We start from the raw sequence: 21,006 nt of genomic DNA on the forward strand, positions 1-21,006 counted from the left end.
TCACCACCGAGGCGAAGGCAAGGCCGATCATCACAGCCTTCACCACCCAGTCCGCCGCCAGGAACATCCCCCAAGGGGACAGGTCATGCGGGAGCGGAGGAAGCTGCGCGGAAACGTCCTGAGCAAGCAGGGCCGAGATTCCGGTTTGAAACAGTACGAAAGTCCACGCGGCGACGCGGAGGGGCGCCCGTGTCCGCATCCGCGCGTGCCTTCCGTTTCGAGCCTTTAACCCGCTGGCAAACGTCATTTGTTCTGCATCGTCGCGAACGACGCCTTGCCGGCCGACCTGATCTTGACGACGAAGTCCGCCATCATGGCCTCCATCATCTGCCTGACATGAGGGGGCGCGGTCTCCGGCGTGCCCGCATGATAGGGCGGATCGGGCGCGTATTCGGCGAGCAGCTGCACGCTCTCGGCATAGGTCTTGTCGCGCAACTGCCCGACGAGATAGAGCCCGAAATCGATGCCGGCCGTGACGCCGCCCCCCGTGATGCGGTTGCGGTCGCGCACCACGCGGCCGGCCGTCGGTGTCGCGCCGAATTCGGCGAGGACATCAAGCGCCGCCCAGTGCGACGTCGCCTTGTAGCCCTGCAGCAGGCCGGCGGCGCCCAGGAGCAAGGAGCCGGTGCAGACCGAGGTTACATATTTGGCCTTGGCGCCGCGGCTGGCGAGGAATGCCAGGGTTGCCTTGTCCTGAATGGCGGCGAGCGTTCCCGCGGCGCCGCCGGGAACACATATTATGTCGAGTTCCTCCGGGCACGCGTCGAAGCTCATCGAGGGCATGAAAACCAGCCCCGTGTCGCTCTTCACCGGGTCCGTGGTCTTGGCCACGATATGGGTCTTGGAGCCCATGAGGCTCGACAGCATGTAATGCGGGCCGACCATGTCGAGCGCGGTGAACTCCGGATAGATCAGGAAGGCGATCTGCTCGGAGCCCATCCATTCCGGTGGGAAGGCCGACATGTCGTGCTCGATGGCGGCCTCGGGCGCCTGGGCGGCGCTGGTCCGGGCCGCCAGCGGCGCCAGCAGGGCCGTCAACGAGCCGATCAAAGCGAGGTCTCTGCGTGTGATGTCCATCGCGCGCCTCACTTGAAGGTCCAGGCGACTTTGCCGAAGATGCCACGGGCTTCGCCCGGCGCGACACGCCCGCCATAGTAGTTATAGGGGACGTAATATTCTTCCCCGGTGAGGCTCTTGGCGGTCAGAGAGGCGCTGAAATTATCTTTCTTGTAGGAAATATTGGCGTCGACGGTGAAGTAGCCATCCGTCTCGTAGACATTGGCGAGATCGACATAGGCACCCGAGGCCGCATAGACACCGGCGCCGACGCTCCAGCCCTGCAGCGGACCGGGATCGAAGGTGTAGTTCACCCACAGCCGACCGGAATTCGGTGGCACGATATTCAGCTGATTGCCCGCTTCTCCAACGCCGGGGATGTCGTTGAGCAGCACGGCATCGATATAGGAATAGTTGGCGAGCACCTGCCAGTTGCGGTTGGGCTGCCAGAGCACGTCCACCTCGAAGCCGCGCGAACGCTGCTCCCCGATCGGCTCGGCATAGAGCCCGACCGCGACGGGAACGCCGGTTCGGTTGATCTCGAAAATGGCCATCGACCCGGTGAGCCCGTAGCCAAGATCGAACTTGATACCGGCCTCGCTCTGCTTCGAGCGCTCGGGAGCCGGAGGGCCATTATAGATCGTGAAGGGATTGCCCTTCAGGCCTTCCGTATAGCTCGCATAGACGGAAAAGCCCTTGACGATGTCGACGACGGCGCCGACCCGGGGAAGAAGATCGGTGGTGCTCAGATCCTGCACCGCGTTCGTCAGGGAATAATAGTCGTACGTATTGCTGTCGATCTGGAGATTGGCGAGGCGCAGGCCGCCCAGCAGGTGAATACGCTCGCCGATCGTTGTCTGCAGCTGCACGAAGGCGCCGGCCGTCGTGTAGACGTTGTCATTGTCCGTGCCGATGGTGCCGAGCCCGTCTCCCGGGAACGGCTCGACATAGGGAGGATAGACGGGATCAAGAAAATTGACGGTCCCGGTCGGCAGCATCGGATAATACATAGATGCGACTTCAGTAATGCGGCTGAAGTCGGCGCCGACCAGAAACTTGTTCCTGGTAATGCCGACATCGAACTCGGCCAGCGCATTGCCGGCGATGGTCGCCTCCTGCTGCTTCTGGGAGAGGAGAGCGTTCATCACGTACCAGGCGGGATAGTCGCCCCCGGCATAGTCAGGCGGCAGCGGGGCATTGCCGGCGAAATCCGTGGAAAAATAGTTCTGCATCGGCTCGTTCCATTCGGTTTGCGAGACGCGCCCCTGAATGTTCACCGACCACACATCGTTGATTTCGTGATCGAAATTTGCCGTGACGCTTTGCACGCGGGACGTGGCGTTGGGCGTGTTGGAGGGGCCGATATACATGTCGGGATCCAGCCGGAAAGGACCCGTGATCGTTCCTGTCGCAGGGAGCCCCTGATAGTCCTGCTGCTCCCAGCTGGTGAAACGCCCCTGGATTGTCAGCGTCGTGTCGTCCTTGTTCGTGAACGTCACGGTGGGGTTGATGGAATACTTCTCGGTTTCGATGACGTCGACGAAGGAATCGGCATTGGTGTATTCGCCGGTCATGCGGAACAGGATGGTTCCATCCTTGTTCAGCGGCGTGTTGACGTCGAAAGTGGGTTGCAGGAACTGATAGCTGCCATAGGTGAAGCCGAACTGTGCGAACGCCTCGTCGAGCGGCATCTTCGACACGACATTCACCGCGCCCCCCAGAGGCGAGCCGGTGCCGCCGCCATAGAGGATGGCGTTGGGGCCCTTCAGCACCTCGATGCGCTCGACATTGACCAGCGAGTCGCCATTGCCGCCATTGTTGAAGGTGGTCAGCCCGTCGATCCACATCTCGGCCGGGAAGCCGCGGACATACATGAAGCCCGGCGCCGGCAGCTGCAGGGGATTGCTGCCCTGCGTGCCGCTAACGTTCTGCAGCGTTTCGCTGACGGTCAGGTCGTTCTGCGCGTCGATGACCGAGCGAGGAATGACCTGGATGGACTGCGGAATTTCCGAGATCGGCGTGTTGGTACGCGTGGCGCTCTCGGCCGTCAGGGCGCGAAACCCCTGAACCGGACCCGCACTCGTTTCCACGACCGGGATACCGGTGCCTTCATCCGCGCCTTCCGGCCCATCCGGGGCCTCGACGACGACGGTGGGGAGCTCGGTAACCGTTTGCGCGAAGGCTGGCAAACTCAGCACGACAAGCGACACGGACGTCGCCAGGGCGACCCGTTGGGCGCGGAACATGGATATCTCTCCGGAGAAAAGCGCTGACCGTTAGCGTGAGGCTGTCGGCTAGGCTTGACGCGGAGGTCCTTGCGACGAACGAGGGGTGAATTGCCGCTGGAGGGGGGCGGATGCGATGGCTGCCGCCGGCGCGAAAACGACGGTTGCGTCGCGCGCGTGCAGCGTGCCGCCAATGTCGGGCAGCACCGGGAGCGCGCTTGCAAGCGCACAGACGACGCATTTGGCCGGCGCCATCCTGTCGTGAGACGGCCCATCCCCGGGGGAGGTGCCACTGGTGGATGAGCAGATGACGCCCGGCAGGCCGAGGGAGGCCATCGCCATTCGTTCGGCGACGAAACCCGCAAACACCAGCTGAAACAGCAGCACATAGGCGACGCCGATGCCGACGACGCCACGCAAGGCTGTGCTTATGTTCAGCTTGCGGTCCACCCCTGCCCCTTAGTCTTGGTTAGCAGAGTATTAAGGCACGCCTCCGTGCCAGTCACGGAGGAATTGAGGCGGCGGACAGAATTCAGCCCGTGCCATCGCCGCCTGCGTCAATTCAGGCGGTGAATCACAGAAGAGCCCGCTTGCCACCGCGCTTTTCGACGGAGGCTACGCCTCACAGCGCCTTCGCCTCTTGCGGAGCGGAGGCCGGCCCGGCGGCGTTCGCGGCGCGGTCCGTGTGCGGCCATGGCTTGCCATCGATCACGACGCGCCTCGTGCCGCCGTTCTCGAATTCGCACATAGCGGACCGCAGCTCATCGCTACGGATAAAAGCGCCTTGCACCTTTCCATTGTGCATGTCGCCCGTGACACCCATCGCGGCGACCTCGACGGCACTGAGGTCGTGGCCGGTCGCCGCCTCCAGGTGGATCTCGCATGTCAGCCTGGCGGTTTGGGCGGGGTCCTCGTCGCGCAGGAGCAACCAGCCACTGACGCCCACGCCGATGATGGCAAGAGCCTTCAGGTTCCCATTGAGCGTCATGATGCACCTCGAAATCACGCGTCCTGCGCCGGGCGTAATCCCAGACGCACGCCTTCGCCCGCCTTGGCGAGAGCGGCACAGCATGTGACGGGGAAGCCTTGCCCGGGGCTTGCCGCATAGGCGCGTTGCTCTCAGCTCACGCGATATCGCCACCAGCCGGCCTACGTCGACCCGTGCACCCACCGTCCTGCCGCGCTGGCGATGACGGCACGCGTGCGTCTTGCGACATGAGCCGAATGTGACGTCTTGGCGATGCGCGCCGATCGCGTCCTCATCCGCTATCAAGTCTGCCGAGATTGTCCGCGCGAGCGGACCGTGGTATCGAATGAGAATTGACGCTGCGAACCAGGGAGGGGCGCGAATGACTATTCTGTTTCGTCAGCCCACCCCGGCTGTGAAGCCACACGGCTAGTTCGGCAGGCCGCGGAGCCGCGCTCCCCCGCCATACCGTCACCCATTTCACGTTTTGAGCCCGTTTCCTTCGCAGGAGAGGCGCGTCTTTCGCGCCTGCGTTTCCCATGTCTTTCCCGTCCAAACGCGGCAGCGACGCGCTGCGCAACGTTCTCGCTTTCACCTTCCGCCACTGGGCGCGTCGCTGGCCGATGGCGGCCGGCATCGGCGCGGCCATCGTTCTGGCGACGCTGACCGAGGTCTTCGTGCCGCTCTATGCCGGCCGGCTGATCGACGCGCTGACCGCCGGCAAGAGTGAGGCTCCCGTCGCGCTGGAGGCCTTTGTCATGATGGCGGGTCTCGGCCTTGTCATGGTGCTGCTGCGCCATCTCGCCTGGTGGGGGGTGGTACCGCTGACGCTGGGCATCATGTCGGACGTGGTGCGCGAGGCTTTCCACCGGGTGCAGCGCTTTTCCAGCGACTGGCACGCCAACAGCTTCGCCGGCTCCACCGTGCGCAAGATCACCCGCGGCATGTGGGCGCTCGACGTGATGAACGATGTGCTGCTGCTCTCGCTGCTGCCCTCGCTGGTGGTGCTGGCCGGCACGGTGCTGCTGTTGATGCTGCACTGGCCGGTGATGGGGCTGGTGATGGCGGTCGGCGCGCTGGCCTATGGCGCGCTCACCGTCACGCTCGCCACGCGCGTCGTCGCGCCGGCGGCGCGGCTCTCCAATGCGTGGGACACCCGCATCGGCGGCATCCTCTCCGACACGCTCGGCGCCAACCAGGTGGTGAAGGCCTTCGGCGCCGAGGCGCGGGAAGATGCCCGTCTCGAGGCGGTGGTGGTACGCTGGAGGCGGCGGGTCCAGCGGACCTGGATGCTTCACACCTGGAGCGCCAGCGGCGAGTTCGCGCTGCTCTGGGTGGTGCGTACCACCGTCACCGCCACCGCGCTCTGGCTGTGGTGGCAGGGGCGTGCCACGCCGGGCGACGTCACCTATGTGCTGACCACCTATTTCGTGCTGCACGGCTATCTGCGCGAGATCGGCCAGCATGTTCATAATCTCCAGCGCGCGGTGAACGACATGGAGGAGATGGTCGACCTGCACGGCCTCACCGCCGGCGTTGCCGACCGCGACGCGGCTGAGCCTCTGGCGGTGCACGGCGGCGAGGTGCGGTTCGAGCACGTCACCTTCCATTACGGCCAGCACGCCGCGCCGTTGTTCGACCGCCTCGACGTGCGGATCCCGGCCGGGCAGCGCGTGGGTCTTGTGGGGCCGTCCGGCTCGGGCAAGACCACCTTCGTCAAGCTGCTGCAGCGGCTTTACGATGTCAGCGCTGGCCAGGTGCTGATCGACGGGCATGATGTGCGCGAGGTGGCGCAGGCCTCGCTGCGCCAGCAGATCGCCATCGTGCAGCAGGAGCCGATCCTGTTCCACCGCACGCTGGCGGAGAACATCGCCTATGCCCGGCCCGGCGCCAGCGCGGCCGAGATCGAGCGCGCGGCGCGTCTCGCCAATGCGCACGACTTCATCGAGCAGCTGCCGAAGGGCTATCGCACGCTGGTCGGCGAGCGGGGCGTGAAGCTCTCCGGCGGCGAGCGCCAGCGCGTGGCGATCGCCCGCGCCTTCCTCGCCGATGCGCCGATCCTCATTCTGGACGAGGCGACCTCCAGCCTCGACTCCGAGTCGGAGGCGGCGATCCAGCAGGCGATGGAGCGGCTGATGCAGGGACGCACGGCCATCGTCATTGCGCACCGGCTTTCCACGGTGCGGGCAATGGACCGCATCCTCGTCTTCGAGCATGGCCGCATCCTTGAGGACGGCCGGCACGAGGAGCTGCTGGCGCGGCCGGGCGGGCGTTACCGGCGCCTGTTCGAGCGCCAGTCGGACGGCATGGCGCAGATTGCGGAAACCGGGGTCGACGACCGGCAGCCGGCAGAATGACAGGTCCACCCGGCGGCTCGTGCTGATCCGAGCCGCCGGGTGGTCGCCGTCGAGAGCGCCCAGCGAGCACCGTACGCACGGCCTCACCTCCCTCTTCACCGGCGGAGGCCGCCGCCTCTTCCTGCCGGGTGGCAGAGTTGCCAACGGTGCGTTCCGGGCGCGTCAAGGGTGACGCCGTCGGCAAGGGCCGGGCCATCCCCATGGACAAGCTTGGCCGCATGGTGCCCAAGCTCTCGCGTCGCATCAGCTGCGCAGCGGCTGCGCCAGCACCTTCTGCAGCGTCTGCGAGGGAAGCTCTCCGTAGCGCGCCCGGTAGAAGCGGGAGAAATCGCCGGGGTTGGTGAAGTACGCGCCGGCAATAACTGTCAGCGTGTCGCCGGAGCGTGCGGACAAGATCAGTTCCCGCACCTTTTCCAGGCGCCGGTCCGTGGTCCATTGCAGGGGCGAGCGATTGAAGGTGGCACGGAAAGCATATTGCAGGCTGCGCGCCGACAACCCGCTCACCCGTTCCAGATCGCTGAGGGTGATCCGCCCGGCCAGATTGGCGTCGATGTAGTCGCACGCCATGTTCAGGCCGCGCGCATGCGGCGCCGGCTTCGCTTGCTCGGCGAAGAACAGTTCGGGCTGCAGCAGGAGCAGGGCCGCGCGCAGCACCGCGTCATCAACCCCGGACCGGGTGATCCGCTCGGGATCGCCGTTCATCGCATTCATCAGCGCGATGTGCTGGAACAGAAGCTGGCTGAAATCCACACCGAGCAACGCGAGGCCCAAGGCGCGCGGCGTGGTGAAATCGGCGGCCGGGCTCAGGTCGGCCGCGCGCTGATCGCCAAGCATGCCGTGCAAAATCTCGCCCAGCACGCCAGGCTCGATGTCGATCCCCACCACCGAACGGGCGGAAGACTGGCCGCTGCATCCGCCGGGCGGCAGGAACACCGCGCTGCGCGCCGCCCCCCATTCGAGGCTGCGTCCGTCGCAGCGTGTCATGGTCAGGCCGTGGAAAGGCACCATCAAAATGCCGATGCTGGCCCCGCCGGCATCGAACTGGACGGGTGACGACGCGCTGGCGACGAGGCGCGCCTTGCCGGCCCGCAACATGGCGGCGCGGCTGAGGAATGGCGTGTCGCGCCCCGTGGGCCGGTAGAGGGTCGTGGCCGTCCCCGCGCGCGTCAGCACCTCCGACATCTGCTCGGCATCGGTGAATTCGAGCCCCGTGTGGCTGCCGAAAGCGAGAGGGGGGATCCGGCTGGCGGGCCTCGACCGTGATTTCATGGGGCGTGGCCGCAGTCCTCTGGCGGTGGAACGCATATCCAGACCACGGCGGCGGAACCTCGTATCCGCACCGGTAATGCAATGCTTACGCGTAGCTAATCCGACCGAGCCCGGCCCGGTCAAGCCGGGTGTCGCCTCCCGAACAAAACAAGTGTCCCCTGGCCGGCGATCAAGCGCGTCGCGCCGGCATCGCCTGCGGTTCTGCCGGCCCGCGGTGGCCGGAACGGGTCAGCGCGCGATCCAGGCGTCCAGCTGTGGGCGTGTCGGCATGCCGTCCTGCGCGCCGCTGACGAGGCAGGCCATCGACGCGGCGGCACAGGCGCGCTGCACGGCCTGGTCGAGCCCGGTGGACGACGCCAGTTCGCTGGCGAGCACGCCGACGAAGGTGTCGCCGGCGCCTGTCGTGTCGACTGGCGTTACCGGAACGGCGGGGGTGTGGTGGAGCGCGCCCTCGGGTGTGGCGAAGAACGCCCCCTGCGCGCCGGCGGTGACGACGCAGACCGTGTCGCCTTGCGTCGCCAGCTGGCGCGCGGCGGTCGTGAAATCGGGGGCGCCGCCAAGGGCGTGGGCGGCCATCAGCGCCTCAATCTCGTTGACGACAAGGATGTCCGTCGCGGCGAGGATCGCGTGCATGTCCGCCGTGCCGAGGCCGGCCGGTGCCGGGGCGAGGTTCCAGATCACCCGCCCGCCGGCGGCCCGCACCCTCGCGGCTGCCGCGAGGCTGGCCGCTAGCGGCACCTCCATCTGCATCACCGCCACTGGCGCGGAAACGAGAACGCCGTCCGGCAGGTCGCCGGCTTCGACCGTGCCATTGGCGCCGCTGGCGACCGTGATGGCGTTCTCGCCGGCGCTGTCCACGGTGATGAAGGCGCAGCCGGTCGGGGCGGCGCAGGTGACGACATGGTCCGTCGCCACGCCATTGCCGGCGAGGTTGGCGCGGCAGGCCTCGCCGAAACCGTCCGCGCCAACGCGGCCGACCATGCTGACGCTTCCGCCCATGCGCGCGGCCGCCACCGCCTGGTTCGCCCCCTTGCCGCCGAACAATGTGCGGTAGCCCGGCGACAGCACGGTTTCACCCGGCCGGGGAATCGCCGGGACGCAGGCGACGAGGTCCATATTGATCGATCCGAAGACAAGGATCACGGTTTCCTCCCCATCGCCGCCCTGACGGCCGTCAGCCTTCCGCGTCCATCTGGTGGAGCTTTTCCACCCGGCGGCGGAAATCCTCGTCGGTGGAGAATTCGGCGGCAAGATAGGAGGCCACGAGATCCTGCGCCAGCCACGGGCCGATGATCTGCGCGCCGATGCACATGACGTTCACATCGTCATGCTCGACCGACTGGTGGGCGGAGTGGATGTCGTGGCAGACGGCGGCGCGAATGCCCTTCATCTTGTTGGCCGCGATCGAGGCGCCGACGCCGGTGCCGCACACCATGATGCCGCGCTCGGCCTCGCCTGACGTGACCTTTGCCGCCACCTGGCGGGCGATGTCGGGGAAGTCGACCGGCGTGTCGTCATACGAGCCGACATCGATCACCTCGTGCCCGAGGCCGCGAATGTGCTCGATGACGGCGCCCTTCAGCGACCAGCCGGCATGATCGGATCCAATGACAAGGCGCATGTTGGTTTCCTTGAGAGGTGGCAGGGCGGCGGCGCCCTTTCGCGGACGCCGCCGGTTGGGAAGGGTGGGACGGCTCAGCTGGCGCCGCGCATGTTCGCCGGCAGATCGGCGCCGTGATATTTCTTGTAGATCGCGTTCAGCTTGCCGTTGGCGATGTTGGCCGTGATCCACTCGTTGAGCTTGGCGACGAGGCGCGGCTCGCCCTTCTTCACGCCCATGGCGAGATTGAAGGTGGTGATCAGCACCTTGGGCTCGAAGGCGCGCGCCGGGTTCTTCACGCCGATCTGGTTGACGATGGTGGCCGAGGTGGCGACGAAGTCGGCCTGGCCGGTCACCGCCGCCGTCACCATGGTGGCGTCGTCGTCATAGCGCGCCACCTCGAAGCCGCCGCCGTCCTTGGCGCGGTTGGTGAGCGCCGTGTCCTGGGTGGTGCCGCGCGAGACGGCGATCTTCTTGCCCTTCAGGCCGTCCCAGTCCTTGACCTCGATCGATTTGAGGCCGCCGACCACCGATTCCAGCGCCGCATAGGGCTCGGTGAAGTCGATCACCTTGGCGCGCTCGGGCGTGACCGAGAGGGTGGAGATGACGACATCGGCCTTGTTGGTCTGCAGGTTGGGAATCCGGGTCGCGCCTGTTGTCTGCACCCACTCGATCTGAAGGCCGAGATCCTTGGCGAGAAGCTCGGCAGTTTCCACATCGGAGCCGGTCGGCTTCATGCTGGCGTCCATCATGCCCGAGGGCGGGATGGCGAGGTCGGTCGAAATGCGGATCTTCTTCGCCAACATGATGTCGTCGAGCAGATCGGCCCGCGCGGCGGTGGCGCCGAGGAGGCAGGCCGCCGCCACGGCAGCCGCGAACATCGTATGCTTGATCATGCGTCTCTCCCTTGCTTGCATTTTGTTGTGAAGGCTCAGAACCCCGTGCCGACGAACTGCGCGAGTTCGGGCGTGGAGGGCGATGAGAGGATGCCGGCCGGTCCCGCCTCGTGGACCTTGCCCTTGTGCATGAACACCACCTGGTCGGCGATGCCGCGCGCGAAGCTCATTTCGTGCGTGACCAGCACCATGGTCATGCCATCAGCCGCGAGCGCCTCGATGACCTTCAGCACCTCGCCGGTGAGTTCCGGGTCGAGCGCGGAAGTCACCTCGTCGAACAGCATCACCTTGGGCTGCATCGCGAGCGAGCGGGCGATGGCGGCGCGCTGCTGCTGGCCGCCGGAAAGCTGCTCGGGATAGGCGTGGAGCTTCTCCTCAAGTCCCACCTGCGCCAGCACCTTGGCGGCGAGCGCGCGGGCCTCGGCCTTTGGCACCTTCTTCACCGCATGCGGGGCGAGGGTGATGTTTTCCTCGATGGTGAGGTGCGGAAACAGATTGTAGCTCTGGAAGACGATGCCGACATCCTGGCGCAGCGCCCGCACATCGAGCCCGGCATCGTCGACCCGCCGGCCGCACACCTCGATCTCGCCGCCATCAATGGTCTCGAAGCGGTCGATGCAGCGCAGCGCCGTGCTCTTGCCGGAGCCGGAGCGGCCGATCAGCACCGTGACCTCGCCGCGCCCGACGCTGAAGCTGACGCCGTCGAGCACCTTGAGCGAGCCGAAGCTCTTATGGACGTTGCGCAGCGCCACGACCGGGGCGTTCGGGGGCGCGGCGGGCGGATTCACATGAGCGTTCATGGGCGGTTTCCTTGGCGTTCCGCGGGCCGTGTCACGCAAGTGCCGGCTTCTTCTGGAGGGCCGAGCGCTCCAGCCGGCGGCTGAGGCGCGAGAGCGGATAGCAGAGCGAGAAGTAAACGACGGCAATGATCGAGTAGATGATGAAGGGTTCGAACAGTGAGTTGTTGATGATCTGGCCCGAGCGCGTCAGTTCGACGAATCCGACCACCGAGGCGAGCGAGGTATTCTTGACGATCTGCACCATGAAGCCGACGGTGGGCGGCGTGGCGAGGCGGATGGCCTGTGGCAGGATAACCTTGACCATGCGCTGGCTGCGGGACAGAGCGAGGCCCTCGGCCGCCTCCCATTGCTGCTTCGGCACCGCCTCGATGCAGCCGCGCCAGATTTCGCCGAGATAGGCGGCGACGAAGATCGTCATCGAAGCGCCGGCGGCAAGCAGCGGCGAGATGTTGAAGCCGAGCGCCGCCAGCCCGAAGAAGGACAGGAACATGATTACCAGCAGCGGCGTGCCCTGGATGAGCTGCACATAGGTGGCCGCCAGCAGGCGCACCGCTCGGCTCGGCGAGACCCTGCCGAGCGCGATCAGGAAGCCGAAGCTGCCGCCGCCGATCAGCGCGATGGCGGAAAGCCCGATGGTCCACAGCGCGCCATGGCCAAGGAAGAGAAGGTGGTTGATGTTGAGAGCGCCGCCCATGGTCATCTCCTCACAGCGGCGTGCCGAGGCGGCGCCGGCGCGGGAACAGCGCCAGGCCGAGAAGCCAGAAGCCGAACCGCATGATGAAGGACAGCGCCACATAGATCAGCGCGACGACGATGTAGGTTTCGAAGGAACGGTAGGTCTCGGACTGGATGTAGTTGGCGACAGCCGTCAGTTCCTCGGCCGAAATCTGCGACGTGACCGAGGAGGCCAGCATCAGCAGCACGAACTGGCTGGTGAGGGCGGGATAGACCCGCTCAATGCCCGGCCAGATGATGACGTGCCAGTAGATCTGCGCCTTGGACAGGCCGAGCCCTTCCGCCGCCTCGATCTGGCCCTTGTGGATGGAATCGAAGCCCGCCCGCATGATTTCGGTGGTGTAGGCGCCGACATTGATGGTCAGCGCCACGGCGGCGACGGTGAAGGCGGAGAATTGCAGCCCGAGGCTGGAGAGGCCGAAATAGACCAGGAAGATCTGCACCAGCAGCGGCGTGTTGCGGATGGCCTCGACATAGGCGCCGCACAGCCGCTCGACCAGCACATTACCGCCGCGCCGGCCGATGGCGCCGAACACGCCGATGGTCGCGCCGCACACCACCGCGATGATGGCGAGCTGCAAGGTCAGCGTGGCGCCGTCGAGCAGGGCCTGCCAGCGATCGAGCACGACCGAGAAATCAAGTACGAGACCCATGGGGGAGGCTCCGCCCAACTGTCCAGGAGGCGTAGGGGAAGGCGGACGGCGGCTCAGCCGTCGACGGTTTGGCGCGGCTGGTTGGCCATGCGGTCATAGACGCGGAACAGCGCCTGGTTGCCGTTGGCGCCTTCGCCATGGGCGCGGGCCTCGACATATTGGCTGGTGACTAGCGCGGTCGCCGGCAGCGGCACGGCGAGCGCCAGGGCCTGTTCCTGCACCAGCCGCAGGTCCTTCAGCATCAGGTCGATGCGAAAGCCGGCCGCGTCGTCGCCGGCGATCATCGCCGGGCCGAGCCTGTCGAGCATCCAGGAGGCGGCCGAGCCGCCCAGCAGCACCTGCCGGAGCTGGTCGAGATCGACCCCGCAGGCGCGTCCAAGCGCCAATGCCTCGCAGATCGCCTGAATGTTGATGCCGCAGATCAGCTGGTTGCACAGCTTCACCGCCTGGCCGGCACCCGGGCCGCCGACATGGTTGATGGTGGTGCCCATCGCCTCGAAATAGGGCAGGGCGCGGGCGAAGGCCTCGGCCTCGCCGCCGGCCATGATGGAAAGCGCGGCGTTCTTGGCCCCCATCGGGCCGCCGGAAACCGGGGCGTCGATCATGTCGATGCCCGACGCCTTGAGGTCCGCCGCCATGCGCCGAACCGCCACCGGCGCGATCGTGCTCATGTCGACGACGAGGCGCCCGCGTGGCGGATCGGCCCGCAGGCCGCCGGCGCCGAGCACGACTTCCTCGACCTGCGGCGTGTCGGGCAGCATGGTGATGGCGATGTCGGCGTCGCGGGCGGCATCGGCCGGCCCGCTGGCAGCCTGGGCGCCCAGCGCGACAAGAGCGTCGATCGCCGCTGGTACGACGTCGAACACGCGCACGGCAAAGCCGGCTTCGAGAAGATTGCGTGCCATCTCGCGGCCCATCGTGCCGAGGCCGATGAAGCCGACGCTTCCTTGGTGTTTCCGTCCCATAGCATCCTGCGTTTTTTGTTGTGGCGCGGTTCAGTCGGGTTTGGCGACCCGTGGCCCTCCCTGAATGGCCAGCTTGCGGCGGAACTCGTCGCCAATGGCGAAGTGCTCGCGCAGCGCGCGGTCCGCGGCTTCGGGGTCGCCGGCGACAATGGCGTCGAAGACGCGCTTGTGGTCCTCGATCAGGTAGGTCCGCATGTCGAAGACGCCGACGAGATGGCGGCGGTCGACATGCGAGCGCATCAGCACGGCCGACATCGATTCATAGAGCACGCGCAGCGTCTCCGAGCCGCTGGCCTGGACGATGGCGTGGTGAAAATCGAAATCGGCGCGGCCGCCGGCATCGACATCGTCGATCGTCGCCTCGATGCGGCGCAGCGCGGTCTGGAGGCGCTCAAGGTCGCTGACGCTCGCCCGCTCGGCCGCCAGCCGGATCGACTGGCACTCGATGGCGACGCGCGCCTGGACGATGTCGTCCATCAGGTCGGCGCGGTGGGCGAGGGCGAAGGTGAAGAAGTCATTCAGCACCGAGATATCCGGCCGGCGCACGATGGTGCCGACGCGGTCGCGGATCTCGACGATGCCGAGCACGGTCAGCGCCCGCAGCGCCTCGCGCAGGATCGGGCGGCTGACGCCAAGCTGCGCCGCGAGGTCGCGTTCCGGGATCAGCCGGTCGCCCGGCTTCAGGGCGCCGGCGAGCAGCCGCTCGCGCAGGAAGGCGAACACCTTCTCGAAGCCCTTGCCGCCCTGCTCGTCGAGGCGGGTGATTTCAAATGTCTCGTCCATCGCCGGGAAAGGACCCTAGTCTTGCCGTGGTAAGACCAGTGTACATACCAAGAGCGCGGGGTCAAGACGCAGCGGTGCGGCCGCGCGCTCGGGAGCGCACGGATCGCGTGGATGATGGCCGGAACGGGATGGGAAAGGGCGCAGCGGCGCCGGCTATGGGCGGCGATGAAACGCTGCCAGGGCCTGTCGGCGGGCAGGGTGGGGCAGGGTCCGGCCGCTAACGGCCGGGCCCTGCGCGGCGCCTTCTGCGTTCAGGCGTTGAAGCCGCCATCGACGGTGACAGTGGTGCCGGTGATCTGCCGCGCCGCCGGACTGGCAAGGAAGGCCACCGCCGCCGCGACATCGGCCGGCGTGCCGTAGCGCCCCAGCGGGGTAAGGCTGCGCATCCCGTCCGCCTGCTCGCCATCGGCCGGGTTCATCTCGGTGTCGGTGGCGCCGGGCTGCACGAGGTTCACCGTGATGTCGGCGGGGCCGAGCTCGCGAGCGAGACCGCGGGTGAAGGAGAGCAGCGCCGACTTGGTCATCGAATAGACCGTCACGCCGCCGAACGGCACCCGTTCGCCGAGGCACGAGCCGATGGAAATGATGCGCCCGCCCGCCTTCAGATGCGGGATTGCCGCCTGTGAGGCCAGCACGATCGCCCGCACATTGACGTTCAAGAGCGCGTCGAGATCGGCCAGGCTGATCTCCGCCAGCGGCCCCTGACGGGCGATGCCGGCGTTGTTGACAAGGATGTCGAGGCCGCCGAGGCCCTCCACCGCCTCCTCGACCGACCGCTTCACCGCCGCCGGATCGGCGCTGTCGGCCTGGATCGCAATGGCCCGCCGGCCCATCGCCTCGATGGAGCGCACCACCTCTGCCGCCCGCTCGGCCGAGCGCTCATAGGTGAGGGCGACATCCGCGCCCTTTTCCGCCAGCGCCAGGGCGATGGCCGCGCCGATGCCGCGCGAGGCGCCCGTGACCAAAGCGCGTTTTCCTGCAAGTTCACTCATGATCGATCCATTTATATATTGATTGATACATAAATAGCTAAAGCGATTGATCGGGGCGGTCAAGCCTTTATATAGTGGGCGATGCAAAATTCGGATGGACCTTCAGACACCAGCAAAGCCGAGGCCTGCCGCCCCCGTGGGCGTCCCCGGGGCCGCCCGCGTGCCTTCGATCGCGACGCGGCGCTGGCGCAGGCCATGAAGCTGTTCTGGCTCAAGGGCTATGAGGCCACCTCGATCGCCGATCTCACCGAGGCCATGAGCATCGGCTCGCCCAGCCTCTATGCCGCCTTCGGCTGCAAGGAAGCGTTGTATGTCGAGGCGCTGCGCCATTATGAGCGCAGCTATGAAGGCCGCGTCTGGGCAGGGTTCCGGGCCGCGCCGACGGCCGAGGGTGCCATCGCCGCGCTGCTGTTCGATTCCGCGGCGGCGTTGACCGGAGGTGTGGCCGACATTCCGCCGGGCTGCATGGTGACGCTGGCGACCGTCGATTGCGAGGCGCATCGCGACCTCGGCGATCTCGTGCGCGCGGCCCGCACCGTCACCTTCGCCCGGCTGAAAGAGCGACTGGAGCGTGGCGTGGCCGAAGGCGAGATGCCCGCCGGCGCGGATTGCGAGGGAATCGCCCGGTTCGTACAGACGGTGCAGACCGGCATGTCGCTCCTCGCCCGCGATGGCACCAGCGGGTCAGAACTGCAGGTGGTGGCGGCTCTCGCCGTCGCGGGCGTCAAGGCCCGCCTTGCCCTCGCCGAGCCCGAGGCCGGCTGAACCCGTTCCCCCCTCGCCGCGTCGTCGAGGGGGCGGCGGTGGCAGAAACCGAACCCCCGCGTGAAACGTTTCGGCTCCCGTCGGCTTATCCCTATCCCAGTAGGCCGGAGCGGGCGCTGCCATGCGCCTGTGCTTGGCCGGGACGAAACGCCAGGGAGACAGACAGCCGCATGTGTGGGATTGCCGGTGAAGTTCGATTTGATGGCTCATTCGCGGATGCGCGCGCCATCGCCTCCATGATGGATGTCCTTGCCCCGCGCGGCCCCGACGGCGCCGGGCTGGAGGCGCGCGGACCGGTTGCCTTCGGGCACCGGCGGCTGCGGATCATCGATCTCTCGGACAAGGCCGCCCAGCCGATGGTCGACCCCGAACTCGGGCTGACGCTTACCTTCAATGGCTGCATCTACAATTACCCCGAGCTGCGGGCCGCGCTGGAAGCCAAGGGCTACCGCTTCTTCTCGCAGGGCGATACCGAGGTGATCCTCAAGGCTTATCACGCCTGGGGCGAGGCCTGCGTCGAGCGCTTCCACGGCATGTTCGCCTTCGCCATCGCCGAACGTGACAGCGGCGCGGTGGTGCTGGCGCGCGACCGTTTCGGCATCAAGCCGCTGTACTACACGGAAGGGAACAAGCGCCTGCGCTTCGCCTCCAGCCTGCCGGCGCTGCTGGCGGCGGGCGATGTCGATAGTTCGATCGACCGCGACGCCCTGCATAATTATATGAGCTTCCACGCCGTGGTGCCGCCGCCGCGCACCATTCTCAAGGGCGTGCGCAAGTTGCCCCCCGCCACCGTGCGCCGCTATGCCCCCGATGGCAGCTTCACCGAGCGGGTCTATTGGCAGCCGCCCTATGAACGGCGGGCGGAGGATTCGAACCTCACCGCGCAGGACTGGCGCGACCGCGTGCTGGAGGCCCTGCGCACCGCCGTGCGCCGGCGCATGGTGGCGGATGTGCCGGTGGGCGTGCTGCTCTCGGGGGGCGTCGATTCCTCGATCATCGTCGGCCTGCTGGCGCAGGAAGGGCAAAGGGACCTCGCGACCTATTCGATCGGCTTCGAGGAGGCCAATGGCGAGAAGGGCGACGAGTTCGTCTATTCCGACCTGATCGCCAAACACTTCGGCACCAATCACCACAAGATCTTCGTGCCGTCCTCCGACCTGATGGGCGCGCTGCCCGATACCATCCACGCCATGTCCGAGCCGATGGTGTCCTATGACAATATCGGCTTCTATCTGCTCTCCCGCGAAGTCTCGAAGTCGATCAAGGTGGTGCAGTCCGGCCAGGGCGCCGACGAGGTGTTTGCCGGCTATCACTGGTATCCCCCGCTCGCCGACAGCAACGACGTAGTGGGCGACTATGCGCGCGGCTTCTTCGACCGCGACCATGCCACCCTCGCCCGCCAGCTCGGGCCGCAATGGCTTGCCGACACCGATGCGAGCCGCGATCTCGTCGCCGCCCATCTGATGGCGGAGGGCGCCGCGACCCCGGTGGACCGCGCGCTGCGGCTGGATTCGCAGGTGATGCTGGTCGACGATCCGGTGAAGCGGGTCGACAACATGACCATGGCCTGTGGGCTGGAAGCCCGCGTGCCCTTCCTCGACCATGAGCTGGTGGAACTGGCCGCCACCATTCCGCCCGCTTTCAAGCTCGCCCATGGCGGCAAGGGCGTGCTGAAGGATGCCGCCCGGCTGGTGGTGCCGCATGAGGTGATCGACCGGCCCAAGGGCTATTTCCCGGTGCCGCAGCTCAAATACATCTCCGGCCCCTATCTCGACATGGTGCGCGACGTGCTCGGCTCGCAGGCGGCGCGCGAGCGCGGGCTGTTCCGGCAGGACTATCTCGACACGCTGTTCGCCGACCCCGTCTCCCACATCACGCCGCTGCGCGGCTCGGAGCTGTGGCAGGTGGCGCTGCTGGAAATGTGGCTCCAGTCGCATGGCTTCTGAGCGGGAGGAGAGCGACGTGACATCCAATTGCGCCCTCGATGTCGGCTGGGGCCGGCTGATCTTCGGCCAGACCTTCGACAATCTGCCCGACCTGGTGGAGACGCTGCGCGAGGAGGGGCCCGACCGGCGCGACATCGCCGTCTATGTCCAGGAGCCGCATGTGCTGCTCTCGCACGCGCCGCAGGAGGTGTTTCTCGATCCCTCCCACACCTTCCGGCTCGACCTCGCCTCCTATCGCCCCTCCGGGCGGCCGTTCGCCGGCTTTGGGGTGCGTGCGCTGTCGAGCGGAGCGGATGCGGACGCCATCAACCGCATCTATGCCTCGCGCGGCATGGTGACGGTGCCGCTGGAGTTCTTCCAGTCGGCGCGCGCGCCCGATCCGCTCACCTATCTGGTGGCCGAAGACGAGGCGACGGGCCGCATCATCGGCACGGTGACGGGCGTCGATCATGGCCTCGCCTTTGACGATCCCGAATTCGGCGCCTCCCTCTGGTGCCTTGCGGTCGATCCGCAGGCCCGCCAGCCCGGCATTGGCGAGGCGCTGGTGCGCCGCCTCGCCGAGCGCCTCAAAGAAAAGGGCGCGGCCTTTCTCGACCTCTCGGTCATGCACGACAATGCGCAGGCCATCGCCCTCTATGAGAAGCTTGGCTTCGAACGCGTCACCTATTTCACGGTGAAGCGCAAGAACCCGATCAATGAGAAGCTGTTCGCCGGCCCCGAGCAAAGCGAGGGCTACAATCCCTACGCCCAGATCATCATCAACGAGGCCCGCCGCCGGGGCATATTGGTGGAGCCCATCGACCCCGCCGGCGGCTTCTTCCGGCTGGCCTTCGGCGCCCGCACGGTGCGCTGCCGCGAGAGCCTGTCGGAACTGACCTCGGCGGTGGCGATGTCGATCTGCGACGACAAGAGCATCACCCGCCGCATCGTCGCCGAGGCGGGCGTGCGGGTGCCCGCCCAGCTCACCACCAGCGCGCCGATGGACGAGATCGCCGCCTTTCTCAAGCGGCATGGGCGACTGGTGGTGAAGCCGGCGCGCGGCGAGCAGGGGCAGGGCGTCAGCGTCGGGGTGGCCTCGCTGGACGAGCTCGACACCGCCATCGCTGAGGCGCGCGCCTTCGCCAGCGAGGTGCTGGTGGAGGAATGCGTCGCGGGCGAGGATGTCCGTCTGGTGGTCATCAATTTCAAGGTGGTCGCCGCCGCCATCCGCCGTCCCGCGACCGTGGTCGGCGACGGGCGCAGCACCGTCCTTGAGCTCATCGAGGCGCAGAGCCGCCGCCGCGCCGCCGCCACATCAGGTGAATCCCGCATTCCCATCGACGCCGAAACCGAGCGGACGGTGCGCGACGCCGGCATGGCGATGGACAGCGTGCTGCCCGCCGGCCGTGAGCTGAAGGTGCGGCGCACCGCCAATCTGCACACCGGGGGTACCATTCACGACATCACCGACATGGTGCATCCCACGCTGGTGGAGGCCGGGATCAAGGTGGCGCGGGCCATCGACATTCCCGTCGTCGGAGTCGATCTCATGGTGACGTCGCCCACCGGGCCGGACTACGCCTTTATCGAGGCCAATGAGCGCCCCGGCCTTGCCAATCACGAGCCGCAGCCTACCGCCGAGCGGTTCATCGACCTCTTGTTCCCCCTCGCCATCCCCGCCGGGGTACGCCAGGTGATGGATGCCCCGCAGGGGAGGGCGGAGGCATGAGCCGGCTGACCATCGATGCCGACTACCTCGCCAAGGTGCTGCGCCGGCTGCTCGCCATCCCGAGCCCCACCGGCTACACCGACACCATCGTCCGCTTCGTCGCCAAGGAACTCGCCCATTTCGATTTGAAGGTGGAGCTGACGCGGCGCGGCGCTATCCGCGCCATCCGCCCCGGCGGCACGCATCTGGGCGCGCGCGCATTGGTCGCCCATGTCGACACGCTCGGCGCCCAGGTGAAGATGCTGAAGGAGAACGGGCGGCTGTCGCTGGCGCCTATCGGCACCTGGTCGGCGCGCTTCGCGGAAGGGGCGCGCGGCACCGTCTTCACCGAGAAGGGCGGCTATAGCGGCACCATCCTGCCGATGAAGGCTTCGGGCCACACCTTCAACGAGGAGGTGGACCGGCACCCGATCGGCTGGGACCATGTGGAGATGCGGGTCGACGCGCGCGCCCGCAATGCCGCCGACCTCGCCCATCTCGGCTTCGAGGTCGGCGACATCATCGCCATCGATCCGCAGCCGGAATTCCTCGACAACGGCTTCATCGTCTCGCGCCACCTCGACGACAAGGCCGGCGTCGCGGTGATGCTGGCGGCGATCAAGGCGCTGCACGAGGCCAAGGCCGAAACGCCGGTGGACATTCACTGGCTGTTCTCGATCGCCGAGGAGGTTGGGGTCGGCGCCTCCGCCGTGCTCACCGCCGATGTCGCCTCGCTGGTCGTGATCGACAACGGCACCACCGCGCCGGGGCAGAATTCCGACGAATTCGGCGTCACCCTCTCCATGGCCGACCAGAGCGGGCCGTTCGACTACCACCTCACCCGCAAGCTGGCCGAGCTGTGCCGCGCCAACGACATACGCTGCCAGAAGGACGTGTTCCGCTTCTACCGCTCGGATTCGGCCAGCGCTGTGGTTGCCGGGGCGGATGTCCGCACGGCGCTGATCACCTTCGGCGTCGATGCCTCGCACGGCTATGAGCGCATCCATATGCACGCGCTGCGCTCGCTGGCCGAGCTGGTGACGGCCTATGTCGTCAGCCCGGTCGAGATTACCCGCGATTTCCAGCAGACAGCCGACCTCAAGGGCTTCACCCGCCAGCCGACGCGCGAGGCGGTGCAGCATCTGTCGTCCGACGTCGACAGCGAGGAGCTGGAGGAATAGGCGGCCTCCCGGCCAAAAGGCGGTCCCCCGGGCGCCCCCACCCTGGCAACCCGGGGCCTTCGCGGCGTCACCGCACCTTTCGGTGCCGATCTTCCACGAAGAGCCGGCGGAACCCGCATTCCGCCGGGA

General features: G+C 67.0%; 19 protein-coding genes and 1 pseudogene. 5 read left to right on the forward strand and 15 right to left on the reverse strand.

The annotated features are described in order from the left end of the window. The 5 genes and pseudogenes from J2S76_RS21955 to J2S76_RS21975 all read right to left on the reverse strand — a co-directional run. A pseudogene (locus J2S76_RS21955) lies at nt 1-247 on the reverse strand (hypothetical protein); the annotation flags it as partial. After that, entirely contained in the window at nt 244-1,077 is an 834-nt protein-coding gene (locus J2S76_RS21960) for a DJ-1/PfpI family protein (RefSeq protein WP_307064094.1), read from the reverse strand. The gene J2S76_RS21960 and the pseudogene J2S76_RS21955, both read right to left, overlap by 4 nt. An 8-nt stretch (nt 1,078-1,085) precedes the next feature. After that, complete coding sequence (locus J2S76_RS21965) at nt 1,086-3,302, reverse strand: TonB-dependent siderophore receptor (protein ID WP_307064096.1); 2,217 nt, start codon at nt 3,300-3,302, stop codon at nt 1,086-1,088. A gap of 48 nt (nt 3,303-3,350) precedes the next feature. Next, nucleotides 3,351-3,731, reverse strand: coding sequence for a DUF2946 family protein (locus J2S76_RS21970; RefSeq protein WP_307064098.1), 381 nt, complete (start codon nt 3,729-3,731; stop codon nt 3,351-3,353). A 172-nt stretch (nt 3,732-3,903) separates the two neighbouring features. Further along, the gene (locus J2S76_RS21975; RefSeq protein ID WP_307064100.1) at nt 3,904-4,269 is read right to left on the reverse strand and encodes a hypothetical protein; all 366 of its coding nucleotides are present in this window, start codon (nt 4,267-4,269) and stop codon (nt 3,904-3,906) included. A gap of 518 nt (nt 4,270-4,787) precedes the next feature. On the opposite strand from J2S76_RS21975, the gene J2S76_RS21980 reads away from it, so the two are divergent. Next, entirely contained in the window at nt 4,788-6,605 is a 1,818-nt protein-coding gene (locus J2S76_RS21980) for an ABC transporter ATP-binding protein (protein WP_307064102.1), read from the forward strand. A 243-nt stretch (nt 6,606-6,848) separates the two neighbouring features. On the opposite strand, the gene J2S76_RS21985 is transcribed toward J2S76_RS21980, so the two are convergent. The 10 genes from J2S76_RS21985 to J2S76_RS22030 form a co-directional block, all read right to left on the reverse strand. Further along, nucleotides 6,849-7,874 (reverse strand): AraC family transcriptional regulator, encoded by a 1,026-nt coding sequence (locus tag J2S76_RS21985; protein WP_307064104.1) that lies wholly within the window; start codon nt 7,872-7,874, stop codon nt 6,849-6,851. Nucleotides 7,875-8,102: 228 nt separating this feature from the next. Next, nucleotides 8,103-9,017 carry a ribokinase gene (locus J2S76_RS21990; RefSeq protein ID WP_307064106.1) on the reverse strand — a complete coding sequence of 305 codons (915 nt, stop codon included), beginning with the start codon at nt 9,015-9,017 and terminating at the stop codon, nt 8,103-8,105. Nucleotides 9,018-9,048: 31 nt separating this feature from the next. Further along, nucleotides 9,049-9,495 (reverse strand): ribose 5-phosphate isomerase B, encoded by a 447-nt coding sequence (gene rpiB, locus J2S76_RS21995; RefSeq protein WP_307064108.1) that lies wholly within the window; start codon nt 9,493-9,495, stop codon nt 9,049-9,051. 74 nt (nt 9,496-9,569) lie between these two features. Next, entirely contained in the window at nt 9,570-10,370 is an 801-nt protein-coding gene (locus tag J2S76_RS22000; RefSeq protein WP_307064110.1) for a transporter substrate-binding domain-containing protein, read from the reverse strand. A 35-nt stretch (nt 10,371-10,405) separates the two neighbouring features. Continuing rightward, nucleotides 10,406-11,170, reverse strand: coding sequence for an amino acid ABC transporter ATP-binding protein (locus tag J2S76_RS22005; RefSeq protein ID WP_307064112.1), 765 nt, complete (start codon nt 11,168-11,170; stop codon nt 10,406-10,408). A 31-nt stretch (nt 11,171-11,201) separates the two neighbouring features. Then, nucleotides 11,202-11,864, reverse strand: coding sequence for an amino acid ABC transporter permease (locus tag J2S76_RS22010; RefSeq protein WP_307064114.1), 663 nt, complete (start codon nt 11,862-11,864; stop codon nt 11,202-11,204). Nucleotides 11,865-11,874: 10 nt separating this feature from the next. After that, nucleotides 11,875-12,558 (reverse strand): amino acid ABC transporter permease, encoded by a 684-nt coding sequence (locus J2S76_RS22015; RefSeq protein WP_307064116.1) that lies wholly within the window; start codon nt 12,556-12,558, stop codon nt 11,875-11,877. Between the two features lie 53 nt (nt 12,559-12,611). After that, nucleotides 12,612-13,523, reverse strand: coding sequence for an NAD(P)-dependent oxidoreductase (locus J2S76_RS22020; RefSeq protein ID WP_307064117.1), 912 nt, complete (start codon nt 13,521-13,523; stop codon nt 12,612-12,614). Nucleotides 13,524-13,553: 30 nt separating this feature from the next. Further along, entirely contained in the window at nt 13,554-14,306 is a 753-nt protein-coding gene (locus J2S76_RS22025) for a FadR/GntR family transcriptional regulator (RefSeq protein WP_307064120.1), read from the reverse strand. A gap of 251 nt (nt 14,307-14,557) precedes the next feature. Further along, nucleotides 14,558-15,298, reverse strand: coding sequence for an SDR family NAD(P)-dependent oxidoreductase (locus tag J2S76_RS22030; protein ID WP_307064122.1), 741 nt, complete (start codon nt 15,296-15,298; stop codon nt 14,558-14,560). 81 nt (nt 15,299-15,379) lie between these two features. On the opposite strand from J2S76_RS22030, the gene J2S76_RS22035 reads away from it, so the two are divergent. From J2S76_RS22035 to J2S76_RS22050, 4 genes are all read left to right on the forward strand, one after another. Further along, the gene (locus J2S76_RS22035) at nt 15,380-16,063 is read left to right on the forward strand and encodes a TetR/AcrR family transcriptional regulator (protein ID WP_370874825.1); all 684 of its coding nucleotides are present in this window, start codon (nt 15,380-15,382) and stop codon (nt 16,061-16,063) included. Nucleotides 16,064-16,233: 170 nt separating this feature from the next. Next, a complete protein-coding gene (locus tag J2S76_RS22040) occupies nt 16,234-18,009 on the forward strand; it encodes an N-acetylglutaminylglutamine amidotransferase (RefSeq protein ID WP_307064126.1) in 1,776 nt (591 codons plus the stop codon). Continuing rightward, nucleotides 17,999-19,717 (forward strand): N-acetylglutaminylglutamine synthetase, encoded by a 1,719-nt coding sequence (ngg, locus tag J2S76_RS22045; protein ID WP_307064128.1) that lies wholly within the window; start codon nt 17,999-18,001, stop codon nt 19,715-19,717. The genes J2S76_RS22040 and ngg overlap by 11 nt, the downstream gene beginning before the upstream one ends. Beyond that, entirely contained in the window at nt 19,714-20,877 is a 1,164-nt protein-coding gene (locus J2S76_RS22050) for an osmoprotectant NAGGN system M42 family peptidase (RefSeq protein ID WP_307064130.1), read from the forward strand. Before ngg ends, J2S76_RS22050 begins: the two co-directional genes overlap by 4 nt. The last annotated feature ends 129 nt before the right edge of the window (nt 20,878-21,006 follow it).

The sequence above is a fragment of the Ancylobacter vacuolatus genome (genome assembly GCF_030813595.1).
In the GTDB taxonomy this organism is placed as follows: Bacteria; Pseudomonadota; Alphaproteobacteria; order Rhizobiales; family Xanthobacteraceae; genus Ancylobacter; species Ancylobacter vacuolatus.